The following is an 18965-nucleotide window of genomic DNA, read 5'->3' on the forward strand; positions in this document are numbered from 1 at the left end:
AGCGGGCGGCTTGCCCCAGGCATAGCCCCACCAATTCAGGGGTCAATCAGGGCCCCGACCAGGGCGGCAGCCAGCCGAGACGGCTTTCCATCAGCAGCAGCAGCGGCCGCCGGCCCGGCGGTGCCGCCAGCAGGCGCCCATCCGGCCCGGCGGGGTAGATGGTCATCGTGACGGCATCGAGGACATTGCCCCCCACCGCCCGCACCTCCCCCGGCGGCGTCTCCACCACGATGTCGCAATGCATCGCCCGCGCCCGCCCGGCCTCCGCCAGCCGTTCCGTCCAGTGCCGCAGCGGCGACGGGCCGCGGTCGAAGCAGAGGAGGTCGCCCGGCGCGGGCGCGCGTTCATCCGGCGCATGCGGGATGAAGGGCGCCTCGGCCGGGAAGCGGCGGGCGGTGGCGATCAGGCCATCGAGGTAGAAGGCATGGGTGGCGCTCGGCGGGAACTCCGCGGCATCGATGCCCGCGGCCCGGAACACCCAGGAGATGAAGGCGGCCGACCAGTAGGGCGTGGACCACAGCGCCGCCCCCTCCGGCTGCCGGGCCAGCGCCGCGGCGTAGCGGCGGCGGTTCAGCGGGATGGCGCCGTGATCCTCCGGCACCGCCTGCCAATAGGCCATGACGCGCGGGAAGTTGCCGGGATCGGCCTCGCGCGCCGCCATCTCCTCCGCCGTGGTCCAGGCCGGGCGCGTCACCTCCCCCCAATCCCGCCACTCCGCCAGCGCGATCCGCACGACGCGCTGCGCGGCCGCGGGGGGGTAGGAGAGTGGCGGCGAGGGCGGCGCTTCCGGCGCGCCGGCGCAACCCGCCAGCAGGGCCAGCAGGCCGAGGGCTGGAAGTGACTTCACGCCGCCGGCGCCGCCGCCAGGCCCAGGATCACCGCATCCGGCGCCATCAGCCCCAGCATGGCGGCGGCCTGGGTGGTCGGCTCCGTATCCCCGCCGAGGGGGGAGGGCATCACCACCAGCGTGCCGCCCTGCAGCCGGACCAGCGGACGCAGCAGCGCGATCGCATGGTGGTGCAACTCCTCCGCCTGGCCGATCGCTGCCGCGTCCAGCGCGCCGGGGGCCACCGTGGCGGCCAGCATCACCGCACCGGTCGCGCGCACCATCAGGGCCACGCCCTCCCCGTAGCGGAGTTCGGATTGCCGGGCGGCGCCGCCCACCAGCAACCCCTCCGCCTGCGCGCGTCGCGGCCCCGCCACCAGGTCCACCATGCCCGGCCGCACCGCGGCCAGCGCGGCCGCGATGGCCGGGGCGATCCGTGCGGGATCGAGTTGCGGCAAGGCGCGCGCCAGCGCCAGCAGCGCCATGGCCTGCACGGCCGGATCGGCCAGGCGACCGTCGCGGTCCCGGAACACCCCGTCATCGCCCTGCAGCGCCAGGATGCGTCCCGCAAGGTCGCCCAACGCCGTGGCGTGGCGGGGTTGTGCCTCCGCGCGCAGCCGCGCATCGACGCCGAGCGCGGCATGCGCGAGATCCTCGAGCCCCGCCTCGCCATCCATCAGCCGGTCGAGATGCGCGTCGAACCACGCCGCCAGCGCCGCCCGCCGCGCCGCGGGGACCGGGTCCCGATACGCCTCGGCCGCAGCGAAAAGGAGATGGGTTCCGATGGCGTTGAGGGTGGCGCCCTGTGGCGGCAGGGGCTGCAGGTCCAGCCCGTCCGCGCCGGTCATCGCCATGGCCTGGGCGGCTTCCGGCGCCGTCAGGCCGCGGGAGAGGAAGCGGTCCTCCCGCACCACCAGCGTCTCTCCCGCCGCGAGGGACACCCCGCCATGCCGCAGCAGGACCCATTGCACCTGGCCCGGACGCAGCGCGGTCGCCCTGACATGCAGCACGCGGTCCGGATCGACCGGGCGGAGGTGCAGCGTCGCGCCATCCGGCGGCCAGCCCTCGGGCGCGACCGCGACGTGGCTTGCCGGCCCCGCCGCCTGCCAGGTTTCGGTGCCGGCGCGGGAGGGTGGGGGAAGGCGGCGCCAGCCGGCGCCCTCCTGCACCACGCCTTCCGCGAAGCCGCTGTCGGACAGCCCGTCCAGCGCCGTCGTCAGCCGCACGCGACGCAGCGGGACGGCGGCAGTGAAGGTCACGGTGAGCCGCAGCAGGGGGGAGGCGCCGCTGATCGTGTAGGCGTAGCGGACCCGCCCGACTTCCACCCGGCGCGGCCGCAGCCAGCCGGCACGGCCCATGACCCGGCTCTCGTGCCAGGCCACCACCGTCTCCCCTTCGCGATCCAGCCCGCAGGCCGTCACCGCCTCCTCCACATCCTCGCGGTGGGGACGCCAGCCGAGCTGGAACTCCACGTTGTTGCCGCCATGGGTGGCGGAGACCAGGGCGTCGAGCGGCCCGCGCGGGCGCTGGTGCAGCATGCCGATCGAGAGGTCGCCCCCGAAGGCGTCGAAGGGCGTCAGCACCAGCAGGTCGCGCGGATCCTCCTGCACCACCAGCAGCCCATGGCAGCCGAGGCGCCCGCAGGGTTCGGGTGCGTCCTCCATCGCCATGGCGAAGTCGATCGCCGCCGCGGCCAGGCCAGGCGCGGCGTCATGGATGTCGGGCATGGCCAGCGCTTCGGCGGCCCGCGCATTGCCCGCGGCGGCGCAGAAGCTACCACCCGCCTCGCCTTCCGCCAGCGCCGTCAGCCGCCTGCCGTCCAGCGCCACGCTGCGCTCGATCGGCCCGCGGAACCAGGCGGCCAGGCGGTCGCGGTCGGTTGCGTGCAGCAGGTTGCGCATGGGCCTCCGCTTTCGGGTCTGGTGCCAGGATACCGCGCGGGCGCCCCGCGCGGAACAGCGGGCGGCGCCGAGGGCTGGGCCGCGCGACCCGATCCACCCTATCCTGCGGCGATGGGCACGAATGACGGCGGCCGCCTCTTCTTCCGATCCGAGGTCTTCAGCCCCCGGGCGCGCGAGCGGCGGCGCGAGACCGGGCTGACGGTGCGGGAGGCGGCGCGGGACATCCCGGTCCACGCCGAATGCGACGTGCTGGTGGTGGGCGGCGGCCCCGCCGGCACCGCCGCCGCGGTGGCCGCCGCCCGCCTCGGCGCGCGCACCATCCTGCTGGAGCGCCACAACCACCTGGGTGGCCTGTCCACCGGCGGGCTCGTCGTGTGGATCGACCGCATGACGGGCTGGGACGGCAGCCTGCTGATCCAGGGCTTCGCCGCCGAATTGCTGGACCGCCTGCCGAAGGCCGTCGTGGCGGGCCCGCCGCCGGAGGCCTGGGGATCGCGCGATGCCGCGACGGCCGCCTGGTGGGCGCTGCGCACCGCCGCCTTCCACGGCATCGTCACCCATTCGCCAACGGTCTGCCCGGAACACCTGAAGGCCGCGAGCCTGGAGATGGCCGCCGAGGCGGGCGTGGAGCTGCTGTTCCACGCCTGGGGCGCCGAGCCCATCCTGCGGGACGGCGCCGTCGCCGGCGCGATCTTCGAGAGCAAACAGGGCCGCCGCGCCGTGCTGGCGAAGGTGACCGTGGACGGCACGGGGGATGGCGACCTCTATGCCCGCGCCGGCGCCGCCTTCGCGGAGGATGTCGATACGCGCGACATCCACCACTGCATGAACACCTCCTGGACCTGGGGCGGCGTCGACATGCCGCGCTACCTCGCCTGGCGGGCGGAAAGCCCCGACGAATTCAGCGAGTTCATGCGCCGCGGCAAGGAAGCTGTCGGCTTCTTCGACAAGGCCTTCGCCAGCTGGCGGGACGACGTCGCGCTGTTCATGGGCCCGCGTCTCGCGGGCTATTCCGCCGTGATGGTCGATGATCTGGCGGAGGTGGAGGTCATCTCCCACCGGCTGATGTTCCGGCACCTGGAGCGCTACCGCGCGGAGTGCCCGGGCTTCGAGCGCGCCTTCCCGATGCTGACGGCGCCGCAGCTCGGCGTCCGGCATGCGCGGCGGCTCGCCGGCGTCACGCCGGTGACGCGCGCCTGGTGGGATGGGCGGGTCTCGGCGGAGGAGATCGGCGTCTCGCCGAGCCTGGCGCCCGCCTTCCCGCCGGTCTCCGTGCCCTATGGCGCCATCGTCCCGGTGGCGCTGGACGGGCTGCTGGCGCCGGGCCGGCACCTCGCCTGCGATGCCACCAGCCATTCCTTCCTGCGGGAGATTCCGCAGTGCTGGCTGACCGGCCAGGCGGCGGGGGTCGGGGCCGCGCTGGCGGCGGCGCGGGGGGTCGCGCCGCGGGCGGTGCCGGTGGCCGACATCCAGGCCGCGCTGCGGTCCCAGGGCGCCCACCTGCGCATGGCGGCGGAAGGATCGGCCGCGCCATCCTTCGCGCTGCACAATGACTGACCAAGGCTTCACCCAGGCGTCACGCTGCCGTGAGGACAAGTGGCGCAGATGGTAACGCGTCAAGGCATTGCCTCGACGTTTTCTCCCGGCGGTTCCGCGCATGGTGTGCGGACCATCCACTTCCCCGGCGCTGCAAGGCGCTGGGGCTTTTTTTGCCCCGGTGTCGTGCGGGGATTTCCTGCGGGACCGTGGCATGGCTGCCACTAAAATCAGCCGGATTCTAAAGCCGGTTTAGGGCCTTTAGGACGTTTAGCACCGATTTCATGGGGCGCTGCCGCCCGCCTGCACCGCCGGAAAACCTTGGCCGTGGCAGCGCGGCTACAGCGTGCGAAGGGCGCAATCCGGGCCAGGATGATCCGAACATAAAGCGAACGCCGGCGCGCCGCCAGCGGAATCCGTCAGTCCAGCAGCGCCGCTTCCAGTGCCGCCTTCTCCGCCTCGTCCAGCGCCCGCCAGTCCCGCCCCTGCAGCCCCGCCGCCATCGCCCAGAGCAGGCTGCGCGACGGGTTGCCCCCCATGAAGCGCAGCCGGCGGAAGGCGCCCGCGGCGCCGATCGCGCGCAGGTCGCCCACCGTCTCGATCCCGGCATCGGCCAGCATCGCCGCGCTGCGCGGGCCGAGGTTGCGCAGCAGATGCACCCCGGCCCGATCCACCAGCGGCGCCGCGCTGGCCATGGCGTGGTGCCTCACCCGCGGCCGCGATCGGCCTCGTAGCGGGCCTTGGTCTCGGCATTGGGGGGATAGAGGCCGGGCAGCGGCAGGCCCTTCTCGACCTCCTTCATGATCCAGCCCTCCAGCCGTTCCTGCTCCACCGCGGCTTCCGTCACGGCATCCAGCAGCGCGGCCGGGATCACCACGGCGCCATCCTGGTCCGCCACGATGATGTCGCCCGGCACCACGGTGACGCCACCGCAGCCGATCGTCTCCTGCCATCCCACGAAGTTCAGCGCGGCGACGGAGGCAGGGGCGACATAGCCCTGGCAGAAGACCGGCAGGCCGGTGCCGATCACGCCGGCACCGTCCCGCACCATGCCATCCGTCACCAAGCCGGCCACGCCCTTCTTCGCCATGCGGGCGCAGAGGATGTCGCCGAAGATGCCGGCCGCGGTATTGCCCATGGCATCGGCGACGGCGACGCAACCCTCCGGCATCTCCTCGATCGCCGCGCGGGTCGAGCGGGGAGAGGACCAGCTCTCCACCGTCGCCAGATCCTCCCGCGTCGGCGTGAAGCGCAGCGTGAAGGCGGGGCCCACGATCCGCTTCGCAGCCCCGGGGACGATCGGGCGGCTGCCGGCGATGTAGCAGAAGCGCACGCCCTTCTTGAGCAGGACCGTCGTCAGGGTGGCGGTGGTGACGCCCATCAGGGCGTCGCGCGTGGCGGGGTTCATGGGCGCGGCTCCGGCTGCCATGGCAGAATACGCGGGCGCTTAAGCGCAGCGGCGCGCCCGCGTCCAGGCCGCAGGGGGCTGCCCGCCCCCTGCACCCCCGGCCAGGGTCGAAGGCGACCCTGGACCGCCGGGTTCTGGCGCCGCCTACACCCGCGCCAGCGCCACGCCCCAGCCTGGCAGCACCTCGCCCGCCGCGCCGACCGGGCTGCCCGACAGCGCCGCGCCCCCCTGCAGGCCCGCCGGCACGGGCACCGGTTCGGGCGAGAGGTTGAACAGGCAGCGCACATGATCCGCCGCCTCCCGCCGCTCGAACCCCAGCAGCGGCGCCGGCAGGCCGAGCGGGTGGGACGCGCCCGCCACCAGCGCCAGGCTGGCGCGCCGCGTGGCCAGCAGCTCCCGCGTGAAGGCCAGCATGCTGCCGGGTTCCTGCTGCATGGAGACGGCGAGGTCGCGATGCGCCTCCGGCACCGGCAGCCAGGGACTGCCCGTCGTGAAACCGGCATGGGGCAGCGCAGCGTCCCAGGGCATCGGCGTGCGGGACCCGTCGCGGCCGGCGAAATCCGGCCAGAAGCTGATGCCGAAGGGGTCGCGCAGCGCCTCGAACGGCAATTCGGCCTCGGGCAGGCCAAGCTCCTCCCCCTGGTAGAGGCAGGCACTGCCGCGCAGGGTCAGCAGCAGCGCCATCAGCAGCCGCGTCACGGCGGGGTCGGGCGTGCCGGTCGGCGACCAGCGCGTGGCGGTGCGGACCACGTCATGGTTGCTGAAATTCCAGCAGGGCCAGCCCTCGGGGTGGGAGGCCGCCTCCACCAGCGCCCGCGCCACGCCATGGTCGAAGCCGGCCCGCAGCGGCGCCAGCGTATAGGCCATGTGCAGCAGCCCCGGCGCCGTGGCGCGGGCTACCCGCGCATGCGCGCCTGGCTGGGAGGACAATTCGCCCAGCAGCACCGCGCCGGCGGCATCGGCCTCCGCCCGGAAGCGCCGCAGGATGGCCGCCGTCCCTGGCCCCATCATGTCGTGCTGGTGCAGCTGCAGGCCGAAGAGCTTGGCGGGTGGTTCGGGGCGCGGCGGCGCGGCCGGATTGTCCCGCAGCGCCTTGTCATGCGCCACGAAATCCAGCGCATCCAGCCGGAAGCCATCGACGCCGCGATCCAGCCAGAAGCGCATCACCCCCGCCACGGCATCGAGCGTGTCGGGATCCTCCAGGTTCAGCGCCGGCTGCTCCGGCAGGAAGTGATGCAGGTAGTACTGTCGCCGCCGCGGCTCCCACCGCCAGGCCGGGCCGCCGAAGACGGAGAGCCAGTTGTTGGGCGGCGATCCATCCGCCTTCGCATCCGCCCAGACATAGCGATCCGCGAGCGGCCCATCCCGCCGCGCCCGGCTTTCCCGGAACCAGGCATGCGCCGTGCTGGTATGGCCCGTGACGAGGTCGAGCATGACCTTGAGGCCGCGCTCATGCGCGCCCGCGATCACGGCCTCGAGGTCCGCCAGCGTGCCGTATTGCGGATCCACCGCGCAGTGATCCGCCACGTCATAGCCGAAATCGGCCTGCGGCGAGGCATAGACCGGCGCCAGCCAGACGGCATCCACGCCAAGCCCCGCGACATGGTCCAGCCCCTGCAGGATGCCGCGCAGGTCGCCCACCCCGTCCCCGTCCGAATCCCGGAAGGACCGTGGGTAGACCTGGTAGATCACCGCGCCGCGCCACCACTCGGTCATGCCGCCACTCCCGCCATTGCGCAGCCAGGAAGGCCCGGCACGCCCGAGGGTTCCCGCAACCGCCCGCCCTGGCGCCGCGTTGGCGATCCCCAGCCAGGAGGACGCCATGGACGACAAGGACAGGATCGGCGAGGCCCGCGGGTCCGAGGACGCGCTGCGCCCCACGCTGCCGGGCGGCGAAAGGGTGCGGCCGGGGGAGAGCGGGGAGCACGCCGACGAGGCGGGCGACAACCGCGCCTCCGGCCAGATCGACGACCCGATCCATCCAGGGGAAGCCCAGCCGGGCGACATGGTGGAGCAGGCGCAGCTGCGCGGCGGGCCGGTGGACATCTCGCCCGACCGGATCAAGCGGCGGTAGGCCCGCAGGGGGCTCTGCCCCCTGCACCCTCGCCAGGGTTCAGCGGAACCCTGGACCGCGAGGTTCAGGCCGGCGCCTTCCGCACCAGCCAGCGCCACACCCCGAACAGGTTCAGCGCCAGCAGCACCAGGTTCGTGAGCCCCAGCTGGCTCTCCTGCTCCAGTTGCGCCGAGGCGAGCCAGCACGCCGAGCCGCCCGACAGCAGCGCAAAACCCCAGCCCGTGGCGCGCCGGCCGAGATCGGCGGCGGTGGTGCCGGCCCCCGCGATGGTCAGGCCCGTCGCGGCCCATTTGAAGATGTCGGGCCAACTCGCCCCGCCGATCGCCATGCACCGCGCCTCCCTGTCCGGGGGCGCGAACGCAGCAGGAACGGCGGCGTTGCGCGGCTCAGGCCGCCTTGTAGCCTTCCTCCGCGACGGCGGCGGCGACCTGCGCTTCCGTCAGCACCGTCTCCGCCGTGATCATCCCGGTCTCCAGCGCCACGGTCACCCGCGCGGCGGGGTCGAGCGCCTGGATCGCGCCCGTCACCGCCTTCACGCAATGGCCGCAGCTCATGCCCTCGACCTTCAGCGCCACCGTCATGCAGACTTGCCCTCCAGCTCATCGATGATCGGGCAGTCCGGCCGGTCATCGCCGGCGCAATGCTGCGCCAGGTGGCGCAGGCTGTCAGCCACCGCCCGCAGCGACGCGGCCTTGGCCTCCAGCGCCGTCACATGGTCCATCGCCAGGCGCTTCACGTCGCCACTCGCCCGCGACCGGTCGCGCCACAGCGCCAGCAGCTTGCGGATATCCTCCAGCGGAAAGGCCAGGTCCCGCGCATGGCGGATGAAGCGCAGCACCGCCACGTCCTGCGGCCCATAGCTGCGATAGCCATTCGCCCGGCGCGTGGCCGTGACCAGCCCGATCGATTCGTAGTGGCGGATCATCTTGGCCGAGACGCCGGAGCGGGCGGCCGCCTCCCCGATATTCATGCCGCGGGGCCGGAGGGACGGCGCGGGGGGCCGGCTGGCTTCCACCGCGAGAGCAGCAGCGCGTTCGCCACCACCGAGACGGAGGACAGCGCCATGGCCGCCCCCGCCACCGGCGGAGAGAGCAAGCCCGCCGCCGCCAGCGGAATACCGAGCAGGTTGTACCCGAAGGCCCATGACAGGTTCTCCTTGAGCTTGCGATAGGTTCGGCGGGTGATCTCGAGCGTGGCCGGCACCAGGCCCGGATCGCCCCGCATGAGGGTGACGCCCGCCGCCGCGATCGCGACATCGGTCCCGGTGCCCATGGCGATGCCGAGATCCGCCGCGGCCAGCGCCGGTGCGTCGTTCACGCCATCGCCCACCATGGCGACGCGCAATCCTTCCTGCCGCCAGGCCGCGACATGGCCGGCCTTGTCCTGCGGCAGCACCTCGGCCTCCACGCGGCCGATGCCGAGCCGCGCGGCGGCTTCCCCGGCGGCGGCGCGGTTGTCGCCGGACAGCATCGCGACCTCCAGGCCCATGCCCCTCAGTGCGGAGACGGCGGCGGTGGCGCCGGGCTTCGGCGCATCCTCGAAGGACAGCAGCGCCAGCACGCGCGCCGTGGCCGGGTCGATCAGCCAGGCGAGGCTGCGGCCCTGCGCGGCCTCGACCCGCGCGGTGGTCGCCAGCGCGCCGGGATCGGCGCCGGATTCCGCCAGCAGGCGCGGGCTGCCCAGCGCTAGGCGGCGGCCGGCGACCACGCCCTCCACGCCGCGGCCCGGCAGGGCGCGGAAGCCCTGCGCGGGGGCGGGCGTGGCGCCGAAGGCGGCCAGCACCGCGCGGGCCAGCGGATGCTCGCTGCCGGATTGCAGGGAGGCCGCCTGTGCGAGCGCCTCCGTGGGGTCGATGCCGTCCGCCGGATGCAGGGCGGCGAGCCGCGGCCTCCCCTCGGTCAGCGTGCCGGTCTTGTCGAAGGCAACGAACGAAATGCCCTGGGCGCGCTCGATCGCCTCCGCATCGCGGATCAGGATGCCGGCGCGCGCCGCCGCCCCGGTACCGGCCATGATGGCGGCGGGCGTCGCCAGGCCGAGCGCGCAGGGGCAGGCGATGACCAGCACGGCGACGGCGTTGAGCAACGCGGCCTCGAACCCCGCCCCCGCCAGCAGCCAGCCGAGCAGCGTGACGGCGGCGATGCCGATGACGACGGGCACGAAGATGGCGCTGACGCGATCGACCAGCTTCTGCACGGGGGCGCGGCTGGCCTGGGCGGCGGCGACGAGCGCCGCCACGCGGGCCAGCGTCGTGTCCGCGCCGATGGCGGTGGCGCGCAGCACCAGCCGGCCATCCAGCACCACCGTGCCGGTCGCGGCCCTGTCGCCGGGGCGCTTCTCGACGGGCCGGCTCTCCCCGGTCAGGGCGCTTTCGTCGATCCCGGCCTCGCCCTGTTCGATGACGGCGTCCACGGGGATGCGCTCCCCGGGGCGCACGACGACGCGGTCGCCGAGTGCCAGCGCGGCGGCCGGCACCTCCTGCTCCTGCCCCTGCGCATCCAGCCGGCGGGCCGTGCGGGGGCGCAGGTCGAGCAGCGCGCGGATGGCGGCGCCGGTGCCGCGCTTGGCGCGGGCTTCCAGGTATTTGCCGACCAGGATGAAGAAGATGACGACGACGGCCGCCTCGAAATACAGCGCGTGGCTATGGCCACCGCCATGCTGGACCAGCAGCCAGAGGCTCATCAGGAAGGCGGAGAGGGTGCCGATGGAGACCAGCAGGTCCATGTTGCCGGTGCGGTTGCGCAGCGCCGCCCAGCCCGCGCGGAAGAAGCGCGCGCCGAGCCAGAACTGCACGGGGGTGGCCAGCGCCAGCTGCACCCAGCCATTCGGCATCCAGTCCTGGCCGAGCGGCATGCCGACCATGCCGACCAGGAAGGGCGCGGCGAGCAGCCCGGCCAGGACCAGGTCCCGCCGCTGGCGCGACAGCTTCGCGGCCTCCGGCGCGCCGTCATCCTCCTGCGTGGCTGTCAGCGCATAGCCGGCGCGGGACAGGGCCGCGGCCAGCGCTGCCTCCTCCACCCCCGCCAGGGCGCGGATGGTCGCCTGGTCCGAGGCCAGGTTCACGCTGACGGAGAGCACGCCCGGCACCTTGCCCAGCGCGCGTTCCACGCGGCCGGCGCAGCTGGCGCAGGTCATGCCCTCGATCCCGATCGTGCGTTCCTGTTCGGGCACCTGGTAGCCGGCGGCGCGGATCGCCTCGGCCAGGGCGGCGGGGGGCGCGGTGCCGGCGACCGTCGCGGTTTCCGAAGCCAGGTTCACGCTGGCGGCGGCGACGCCCGGCACCTGCGCCAGCGCGCGCTCCACCCGCCCGGCGCAGCTGGCGCAGGTCATCCCCTCCACGGGGAGGGACAGGGTCGGGGGCGGCGCGAGGGGGGCCTCGGGCATCGGGGGCTTCGGTTCCATGAGGCGAAGGTGGCGTCTCCCACAATGGGAGGGTCAAGCACCCCGCCTCGATTTCCCCGAGATTGTCCGCTCTGGAAGGCGCCGGCCTTGATCTGGCTCATACCGACCGCCGCTTGCAGCGGCGGTCGGTATGAGTTTTTTGGTGCCCTCAAGTGCGTCGTGCCGAAGGCACGCCTGCGGCGTGACGCGGCCGCATCCGCGCGCTTGGCTCGCCGCACAGGCGGCGGGCGCCATTCGGCGCCTCGGCGGCCGTTGGCCGCCGCCGGGCTCCCGATCGGCCGATGGCCTCAGGGCCCGTTGACGCGGAACCGGGGGCGCCCGACATGGGCGGCGCCATGCGCAACATTTCCTCAGCGATCCTGCTCTCCCTCGTCCTGGCGGCGCCCGCGGCGGCCCAGGCGCCGGCACCTCCGCAGACCGAGCCGGTCCGCATCGTCAACCGCACGGGGCAGGAGGCGACGGCGCTGCATGCCGTGCGCAGCGGCCGGCCGGACTGGGGCAGCAATCTGCTGAACCGCGGCCCGCTGCCGACCAACGCCGCCTTCGCGCTGCGGGTGAACCAGGATGCGGGCTGCCGCTTCGACATCAGGATGGTCCTGGCCGATGGGCGGGAGGGGCTGATCCGCGACCGCGACATCTGCGCGGAGACCCGGATCGAGATCGCGACCGCCGCCGCGCCCCTGCCCCCGGTGGCGCAGGCTCGCCCCAATCAGAACGCCCGACGCGTGAGTTCAGGGACCGGCTTCGTCGTCGCCCCCGACCGGGTGCTGACCAACCACCATGTCATCGAAGGCTGCGGCCGCATCCTGGCCCGCACCGCGGATGGCCGCTGGCTGGCGGCGACGGTGCAGGGCCAGGCGGATGCGCGGCTGGACCTGGCGCTGCTCGCGGTGCCGGGGAATCCTGGCCCGACCGTCGCCTTCCGCGGCACGCCCGCGATCCGGCGGGGGGAGAGCGTGGTGGCCTATGGTTTCCCGCTTTCCGGGCTGTTGTCCTCCGACCCCAAGCTGACGCGGGGCGAGATCAATGCGCTGGGTGGCATCGGCAATGACCAGACGCGCTTCCAGATCAGCGCGGAGGTGCAGCCCGGCAATTCCGGCGGGCCGCTGCTGGACATGCAGGGAAATGTGGTCGGCGTCGTCGTCGCCAAGCTCGACAACCGTCGCGTCCAGAACGTGGACAACGTGAATTTCGCGGTGAAGGGGGAGGCTGCCCAGGCCTTCCTGCGGCGGAACAACCAGGAATTCCGCACGGCGGAGAGCCGCGGCGCCGATCGCAGCGCCGCCGATGTCGGCGACATCGCCCACCGCGCCACGGTCATGCTGCGCTGCGAGCCCTGACTTGAGACGGTCCAGGCCCGTCTCGGGCCCCTGGTCCCTTTGGGCGGATAGGGTCCGGGAAAGGCAGAGCCTTTCCCGGAATCACGCATCCCCCTCCGCCGGAATCTCCACCCAGGCCCTGAACGCGTCGGAGGCCTGCACCTCCCCCGACGCGATCACCCCGCGCCACAGCCCCGCCGCGTGCACCACGTTGGGCAGCCCCGCCGGCTGCACCGTCAGGCACATCGCCTCCGCCATCCAGCGTTCCTCCACCCCCACCGCGTAGGCGGCGCGAAGGTAGCGCTGCACCCCCGCGGAATCCCGCCGCGCGGTGCAGGCGGCGAGCAGCGCCAAGGCGCGGCGTGACGGCGGCAGGGTGGGGGTCAGCGCCTCCAGCGCCGCCGCTTCCGCCGCCCCGGCGTCCCAGCCCGGCAGTTGCCCGGCCCAGCCCTCGGCGGCGAAGTCGAAGCGGGAGCGCGCCACGGCGAAGCCGGCGAGGCGGAGCGCGGCCTCCACGCCCTCGATGCCCCCGCCCGCTTCCCTGTAGCGGCGCACGTGATGGCGCGCCGTCGCACTGCCGACCACGGCGGTGATGACCAGCCAGAGGAACTCCTTCTCCTCCGCCGGCAGGGCCACGGGCTGCAGGGCGAGGCGGCCATAGGCGGCCTCATAGGCTTCCGCGAAGTCGGGCGAGAGCAGGCGGAACAGGCCGTGATGCGGCAGCAGGTAGCCGCGCTTCGCCCGCGCCGCCTGCAGCCCCGCGCGGAAGCTGTCGCTCATCCGAAGGCCTCGGCGCGGATCGAGGGATCGAGGTAGCGCGCGGGATCGGTGAGCGCCTTGCCCGTGAAGTGGCTGCGCAGCCGCAGCACGGTGGCGAGGCCGGCCTCGCTGATCGACAGGTCGCGCGTGATGCCGCGGACGGGATCGAGCAGCGCGGTGACGGCGCGCGCCGCGACGGGGGGCGGCATCTTCGCGCCCTCGGCCAGGATGGCGGCGGCCTCCGCGTGGTCGGCATCGAGCAGCGCGAGCGTTTCGCGAAATGCGCGGGCGAAGGCGACCAGCGCGGCGCGCTTCTCCGCCAGCACGCCGCGGCGCGATGCCGCGACGATGCCCTGGTAGGGGCCGACGACATCCTGCGCGCGGGCCAGGCGCAGGCAGCCCTTGGCCTCGGCCGCCAGGTCGAGCGGCGTGTTCAGCAGCGTCGCCTCCTGCGCGCCCTCGACCAGGGCCGCGAGGCGCTGCGCGCCGCCGCCGACGGCGACCCATTCCACCGCCTCGGCCACGCCGGCGCGGCCCAGCATCTCCCGCAGCACGAAGGCGAAGCCGGTGGTCATGGCATCGACCGCGACGCGCCGGCCGCGCAGCGCGGCGATGTCGGCGATGCCGGGCACCGCCATGACGTTCAGCATGCCGTCATCGACGCCGAGCCAGGCGACGAAATCGGCGGGGCCGGGCAGTTCCACCTCCCCCTGCCCCTCATCATAGGCGACGATGTTGTCCACCGCCGTCAGCGCCAGGTCGAAGCGGCCGGCGTAAAGATCGCTCGCCATCGCCTTGGAGTTGGGCGTGAGGGAGAGCGCGATCTCCAGCCCATGGCGCGCGAAGACGCCGTGCTTCGTGCCCGCCCAGAGCGCGAGGTTGGAGGCGCCGGCGAAAGCGACGACGTTCAAGGTCTGCATGAATCCCTCAACGAAAAAGGGCAGGGATGCGGTGCACCCCTGCCCGTGACGGTCGTCAGTCCGACACCCTCAATCCGCGAATTGGCCGGCCGCCTGCAGGATCGGGCGCCAGCGCGCGATCTCCGACACCAGATGCGCGCGGTGCACATCGGGGTTCTGGCGCTCCACCGGCTCCGGCGGGCTGCCGAGCTCATTCATGCGCGTCACCACGCGCTGATCGGCGAGTGCCGCGCGCAGCGCCTGGTTCAGGCGCATCACCACAGGCGTCGGCGTGCCCTTCGGCGCGTAGATGCCGTGCCAGATACCGATCTCGAAGCCCGGCAGCCCGGCCTGGCCCGCGGTCGGGATGCCCGGCAGCTGCGCCATCGGCTCCGCCGTCGTCACTGCCAGCCCGCGCACGCGCCCGCTGGTGACGAAGGAGGAGGCGGAGGTGGTCTGGTCGCAATAGATGTCGAGGCGATCCGCCATCAGCTCCGGATAGATCGGGCCCGAGCCGGTGTAGGAGACGGTGGTGACGCGCACGCCGAGGCTCGCCTGGAACAGCGTGCCGCAGAGCTGGCTGGCGGAGCCGAGGCCGGCATTGGCCAGGTTCACCGCCTCGCCCCGCTCGCGCACATGGCGGATCATCTCCGCGAAGTTGGTCACCGGCAGGCCGGGGCGGGCGAGCCACACCATCGGCGTCGCGGTCACCAGGCCCACCGTCTCGAAAGCCGTGACGGGATCATAGGGCAGGCGGCGGTAGAGCGTCGGCGCGGTGGAGATGCCGATGTTGTGCAGCAGGATGGTGTAGCCATCCGGCGCCGCGGCGGCGACGCGCGCCGTACCCGTGGTGCCGCCGGCGCCGCCGACATTCTGCGCCAGCACGTTCTGGCCGAGGTCGCGGCCCATCGCCTCCGCGATCAGGCGACCCACCACATCGGTCGGCCCGCCCGGCGCGAAGGGGATCACCATGGTGATCGGGCGTTCGGGCCAGTTCTGCGCCTGCGCCGCACCGCCGAGCATCGGCAGGGCCAGCGCGGCGGCCGCCAGCAGGCGGCGCGTCGTCCTCATCATCATGGTTCGTTGTCCTCCGTTATTGTCGAAACAGAATGTCAGCGTCCGCCGCCGATATCCACCAGCGTTCCCGTCATGTAGGAGGCCGAGGGCGAGAGCAGGAAGGTGATGAGCGCCGCCACCTCCTCCGGCTCCCCGGGCCGGCCCAGCGCGATCGCGGCCGTCATGGTCTTCAGGCGTTCGGCCCCGGCCTTCGCTTCGTGGGTGGCGGTGCGGATCACGCCCGGCCGCACGGTGCAGACGCGAATACCCAGCTTCCCAACCTCATTGGCGAGGCCACTCGTAAAACCATCGACCGCGCCCTTGGCGGCGGCATACATCACGCGGCCGGGCTGGCCACCGAGCACGCTGGCGCGGGAGCCGACATTGACGATGACGCCGCCCTCTCCCCCGCGATCCGTCGCCATGCGGCGCACGGCCTCCCGCGCGCAGAAGACGGTGGTGCGGAGGTTGCTGTCCATCATCCGGTCGTAATCGGCCGTGGTGAGGTCGGCGATCTTCGCATCCGCGCTGCCGCCGGCATTGTTCACCAGGCCGCGCACGGGGCCGATGCGGTCAGCGGCTTCGAACAGCGCGGTGATGCCCGCTTCGGTCTGCACATCGGCCTGCACGGCTTTTGCCTTGCCGCCCGCTGCCTCGATCGCCGCGACGACACCAGCGGCGCTGTCGGCGTCACGGGCGTAGTTGACGACGACGGTCCAGCCATCGGCGGCGGCGGCCTTGCAGGTCTCCGCCCCGATGCCGCGCCCGCCGCCGGTGACGATCAATACACCGCGTGTCTGAGGCGGCCGATTCAGATCTCCGGGCCCTTCGGCCCTCCGATCATCGGACGCCATCATCGGCTCCAGCCGCCAACCTGGGAGAGTTCCGCGCGCGCCTCGGCGGCGGTCATCGGCTCCACGCCGAATTCGCGCAGCAGGCGCACGGCGCGTTCCACCAGCACGGTGTTGCTCGTCGCGAGCTCGCCCTTGTTGAGGTAGATGTTGTCCTCGAGGCCCACGCGCACATGGCCGCCCAGCAGCCAGGCCTGCATCAGCATGGGGAATTCCATGCGCCCGATGGCGAAGGCGGCCCAGGGGCTGCCCGGCGGCAGGATGGACTTGGCGTAGTTCAGCGTCTGCGGATCCCAGTCGAAGCCCCAGCGGATGCCCATGCAGACCTGGAACAGGCAGGGGCCCTTCAGCACGCCCTGCTCCATCAGGTTCTTCGCCAGCCCGATATCGCCGGAATCGAAGACCTCAAGCTCCGGGATGGTGCCGACGCTGTAGATCAGCTCGGCCATCTTCGTCACGGACCAGGGCGCGTTGATGACGACGGCATTGCCCGACCACATGGTGTTCAGGTCGAGCGTCGCGATCTCCGGCTTCAGCGCGACAATGTGCTCCACGCGCTTCTCCGGCGGCAGCAGCGTGCTGTTCGGCCCGGCCACGCGGGGATTGTCGCGGGACGGATCGAAGCGCCCGCCCGGGCCGGTCGTCAGGTTGATGACGACATCGGTGCCACTGCTGCGGATGCGGTCCACGACTTCCTTGTAGAGGTCGAGGGACATGGAAGGCTTGCCCGTCTCCGGGTCCCGCACATGGATATGCGCGACCGCGGCGCCGGCCTTCGCCGCATCGATCGCGGCATTGGCGATCTGCTCCGGCGTGATCGGCAGGTAGGGCGTCTGCTCGGGGGTGGTGATGTTGCCCGTCACCGCGCAGGTGAGGATGACCTTGCGACGCATGTTCTCAGTCCTTCGCGGCGTTGGTGTCGGCATCCGCCTTCGGGATGCGGAATTCATAGGTGAGCTTCGCGGGCCGGCCCTGCTTCTTCGGCTCGTCCCAGTCGGTGACGAGCGAGGCCTTCACGCCGAAGACCGCATCCTCATGCAGGTAGGGATCACCGTCCTTGAAGATATGCGTGATCAGGTCTCGATAGCCGGGCTTCTTGATCCAGAAATGCACATGGGTCGGCCGCATCGGCCCGCGCCCCATCGCCGCCAGCACGCGGCCCACCGGACCGTCATGCGGCACCGGGTAGCTGGCCGGCATCACGGTCGGGAAGGCGACCAGGCCATCGGGGCCGGTGACGAAGCGGCCGCGCATGTTGTGCTCCTCGCCCAGCTGGCTGTCGTAGAAGCCATCCGGGGAGGTGTGCCAGACATCGACCTGCGCGCCCTCCAGCGGATTGCCGTCAGCGTCGAGGATGCGGACCTCGACCTCGAGCGGCTCGCCTTCGACGCCCGGGGACATGTTCTCCCCGTTCTTCATCGGCGGCGGATTCTCCCGGTGGAAGGGACCGAGCACCGTCGTCTCGCTGACCGACGCATGGGTGCGGTGCGCAATGGCATCGACCAGCATGGAGACGCCGAGGATGTCGGACAGCAGGATCACCTCCTGCCGCTTGTCGTCGCACCAGCGGCCGAGCTCGGTCAGGAAGCCGACCCCCTGCTCCCATTCCTCCGGCGTCAGCTCCACCTCCCGCACGAAGTCATGCACGTGGCGGATCAGCGCGGTCATGACCTGCTGGATGCGCGGATCGGCATCGCCGCGGATACGCTCCAGCACCGCGCCGGTCAGGTTCTCGCTGGTATAGGTGATGTGGCCATCGGCCATGGTGGTTCCTCCTCCCTGCGTCAGGGATGCTCAGGTCATCGTCAGCACGACGCGCCCGCGGGTGCCGCGGGCGACGGAGGCGTAAGCAGCCGCGCCATCCGCCAGGGCATGGCGTTCCGCGATGGCGGGGGCGGGGTAGGTGCCGGATTCGAAGCCCGCGCGCAGCGCGTCCATCATCGGCGCGCATTCGGCCGCCTTGCGCTTCAGGCTGTCCACGCCGATCAGGCGGCATTCGCGGCGATAGAAGGGGATCATCTCCACCTTCATGCTCTCGCCGGGGCTGCCCGAGATGAGGATGGCGCGGCCGCCGAAGCCGAGCGCGGCGAGTGCCGGCTCCACCAGGTCCGGCCTGCCGACGCAATCGAACACCACGTCGATCGGCTTGCCGCCGGCGGCCTTCGCGATCTGGGCGGCGAAGTCGGGCTCGTTCAGGTCGATGAAGTTGTCGGTCGCGTGCCGCGCCGGCGAAGCAGGGTCCGCCTGGCCGCGGCAGGCGGCGATGACCGACGCCCCCTTGCCACGGGCGATGCCGCAGGCGGCACCACCGACGCCGCCGCTGGCGCCGATGACCAGCAGCGTCTCGCCCGGCTTGATCGCGGCGTAGTCGAGGCCGATCCAGGCGCTGATGTAGTTCACCCCGACCGCGCCGGCCTGTTCGAAGGAGAGGTTGGCCGGCTTACGGGAAAGGGCGCCGACGGGGACCGTGAGGTAGGCGGCATGGGTGCCATCCCGCGTGAAGCCGATATCGCCGCCGGTGCCCCAGACCTCCGCGCCGAGCCACTCGGCGGGACCGGCGACCACCACGCCCGCGAAATCCCGCCCCGGCGTGCGCGGCGGCACGGTCTGCTTCATGCGCCCCAGCACGTTCTTCACGTCGGACGGGTTGATGGAGGCGGCATGCACCCGGACGAGCGCCTCGCCTGCCCCGGGGGCCAGCACCGGCATCTCCTCCACCGCCAGGACCTCCGGCCCGCCATGGCGCTGGAAGCGCAGCGCGGGGGCGGAGGCCGGCAGGCTGGCGCCGGGGGCAAGGGCGGCCGGGGTTGGCGGCGCGTCATTCATCGTCGGACGGTTCCTCAGGCGGGCGTTGCGGCCTTCGTAAGCAGTGCCCGGAAAGGGGTCAAGCATTTTCTGCAATCGATTGCATCACCCCCGACGCATGGCTGCAACCTG

General features: G+C 72.7%; 19 protein-coding genes. 3 read left to right on the forward strand and 16 right to left on the reverse strand.

The annotated features are described in order from the left end of the window. Positions 1-46 precede the first annotated feature (46 nt). Together G3576_RS16700 and G3576_RS32320 are read right to left on the reverse strand one after the other, a co-directional pair. A complete protein-coding gene (locus G3576_RS16700) occupies positions 47-847 on the reverse strand; it encodes a DUF2272 domain-containing protein (RefSeq protein ID WP_328729242.1) in 801 nt (266 codons plus the stop codon). Then, positions 844-2727, reverse strand: coding sequence for a hypothetical protein (locus G3576_RS32320; protein WP_164695561.1), 1884 nt, complete (start codon positions 2725-2727; stop codon positions 844-846). Before G3576_RS32320 ends, G3576_RS16700 begins: the two co-directional genes overlap by 4 nt. A gap of 111 nt (positions 2728-2838) precedes the next feature. On the opposite strand from G3576_RS32320, the gene G3576_RS16710 reads away from it, so the two are divergent. After that, complete coding sequence (locus G3576_RS16710) at positions 2839-4284, forward strand: FAD-dependent oxidoreductase (RefSeq protein WP_164695562.1); 1446 nt, start codon at positions 2839-2841, stop codon at positions 4282-4284. A gap of 398 nt (positions 4285-4682) precedes the next feature. Here G3576_RS16710 and G3576_RS16715 read toward each other — a convergent pair whose 3' ends face one another. The 3 genes from G3576_RS16715 to G3576_RS16725 all read right to left on the reverse strand — a co-directional run bounded on the left by G3576_RS16715 (position 4683) and on the right by G3576_RS16725 (position 7387). Continuing rightward, entirely contained in the window at positions 4683-4958 is a 276-nt protein-coding gene (locus G3576_RS16715; protein WP_164695563.1) for a TfoX/Sxy family DNA transformation protein, read from the reverse strand. 11 nt (positions 4959-4969) lie between these two features. Further along, positions 4970-5671, reverse strand: coding sequence for a ribonuclease activity regulator RraA (locus tag G3576_RS16720; RefSeq protein ID WP_235952086.1), 702 nt, complete (start codon positions 5669-5671; stop codon positions 4970-4972). 144 nt (positions 5672-5815) lie between these two features. Beyond that, on the reverse strand, positions 5816-7387 hold the full coding sequence (locus G3576_RS16725; RefSeq protein WP_164695565.1) for an alpha-amylase family glycosyl hydrolase: 1572 nt from the start codon (positions 7385-7387) through the stop codon (positions 5816-5818). 106 nt (positions 7388-7493) lie between these two features. On the opposite strand from G3576_RS16725, the gene G3576_RS16730 reads away from it, so the two are divergent. After that, the gene (locus G3576_RS16730; RefSeq protein WP_164695354.1) at positions 7494-7745 is read left to right on the forward strand and encodes a hypothetical protein; all 252 of its coding nucleotides are present in this window, start codon (positions 7494-7496) and stop codon (positions 7743-7745) included. Between the two features lie 64 nt (positions 7746-7809). Here G3576_RS16730 and G3576_RS16735 read toward each other — a convergent pair whose 3' ends face one another. Genes G3576_RS16735 through G3576_RS16750 form a run of 4 tightly spaced genes read right to left on the reverse strand, consistent with a single transcriptional unit; the run spans position 7810 to position 11126 of the window. Further along, the gene (locus G3576_RS16735) at positions 7810-8073 is read right to left on the reverse strand and encodes a hypothetical protein (RefSeq protein ID WP_164695566.1); all 264 of its coding nucleotides are present in this window, start codon (positions 8071-8073) and stop codon (positions 7810-7812) included. Positions 8074-8131: 58 nt separating this feature from the next. Continuing rightward, entirely contained in the window at positions 8132-8326 is a 195-nt protein-coding gene (locus G3576_RS16740; RefSeq protein ID WP_164695567.1) for a cation transporter, read from the reverse strand. Then, the gene (gene cueR / locus G3576_RS16745) at positions 8323-8715 is read right to left on the reverse strand and encodes a Cu(I)-responsive transcriptional regulator (protein WP_164695568.1); all 393 of its coding nucleotides are present in this window, start codon (positions 8713-8715) and stop codon (positions 8323-8325) included. The genes G3576_RS16740 and cueR overlap by 4 nt, the downstream gene beginning before the upstream one ends. Beyond that, positions 8712-11126, reverse strand: coding sequence for a heavy metal translocating P-type ATPase (locus tag G3576_RS16750; RefSeq protein WP_164695569.1), 2415 nt, complete (start codon positions 11124-11126; stop codon positions 8712-8714). Before G3576_RS16750 ends, cueR begins: the two co-directional genes overlap by 4 nt. Before the next feature lie 353 nt (positions 11127-11479). On the opposite strand from G3576_RS16750, the gene G3576_RS16755 reads away from it, so the two are divergent. Then, entirely contained in the window at positions 11480-12484 is a 1005-nt protein-coding gene (locus tag G3576_RS16755) for a S1C family serine protease (RefSeq protein ID WP_235952088.1), read from the forward strand. An 81-nt stretch (positions 12485-12565) separates the two neighbouring features. On the opposite strand, the gene G3576_RS16760 is transcribed toward G3576_RS16755, so the two are convergent. From G3576_RS16760 to G3576_RS16790, 7 genes are all read right to left on the reverse strand, one after another. Further along, complete coding sequence (locus G3576_RS16760) at positions 12566-13243, reverse strand: hypothetical protein (RefSeq protein ID WP_164695571.1); 678 nt, start codon at positions 13241-13243, stop codon at positions 12566-12568. Continuing rightward, the gene (locus G3576_RS16765; RefSeq protein ID WP_164695572.1) at positions 13240-14142 is read right to left on the reverse strand and encodes an ABC transporter substrate-binding protein; all 903 of its coding nucleotides are present in this window, start codon (positions 14140-14142) and stop codon (positions 13240-13242) included. The genes G3576_RS16760 and G3576_RS16765 overlap by 4 nt, the downstream gene beginning before the upstream one ends. Positions 14143-14211: 69 nt before the next feature. Then, positions 14212-15198 carry a tripartite tricarboxylate transporter substrate-binding protein gene (locus tag G3576_RS16770; RefSeq protein WP_235952090.1) on the reverse strand — a complete coding sequence of 329 codons (987 nt, stop codon included), beginning with the start codon at positions 15196-15198 and terminating at the stop codon, positions 14212-14214. 35 nt (positions 15199-15233) lie between these two features. Then, on the reverse strand, positions 15234-15962 hold the full coding sequence (locus G3576_RS16775) for an SDR family NAD(P)-dependent oxidoreductase (protein WP_235952092.1): 729 nt from the start codon (positions 15960-15962) through the stop codon (positions 15234-15236). Positions 15963-16030: 68 nt separating this feature from the next. Continuing rightward, the gene (locus tag G3576_RS16780; protein ID WP_164695574.1) at positions 16031-16921 is read right to left on the reverse strand and encodes a BKACE family enzyme; all 891 of its coding nucleotides are present in this window, start codon (positions 16919-16921) and stop codon (positions 16031-16033) included. 4 nt (positions 16922-16925) lie between these two features. Then, positions 16926-17792, reverse strand: coding sequence for a dioxygenase family protein (locus G3576_RS16785; protein ID WP_164695575.1), 867 nt, complete (start codon positions 17790-17792; stop codon positions 16926-16928). 30 nt (positions 17793-17822) lie between these two features. After that, a complete protein-coding gene (locus G3576_RS16790) occupies positions 17823-18854 on the reverse strand; it encodes a quinone oxidoreductase family protein (RefSeq protein WP_164695576.1) in 1032 nt (343 codons plus the stop codon). Positions 18855-18965: the final 111 nt, after the last annotated feature.

Source organism: Falsiroseomonas algicola (assembly GCF_011040385.1).
Classification (GTDB): domain Bacteria; phylum Pseudomonadota; class Alphaproteobacteria; order Acetobacterales; family Acetobacteraceae; genus Falsiroseomonas; species Falsiroseomonas algicola.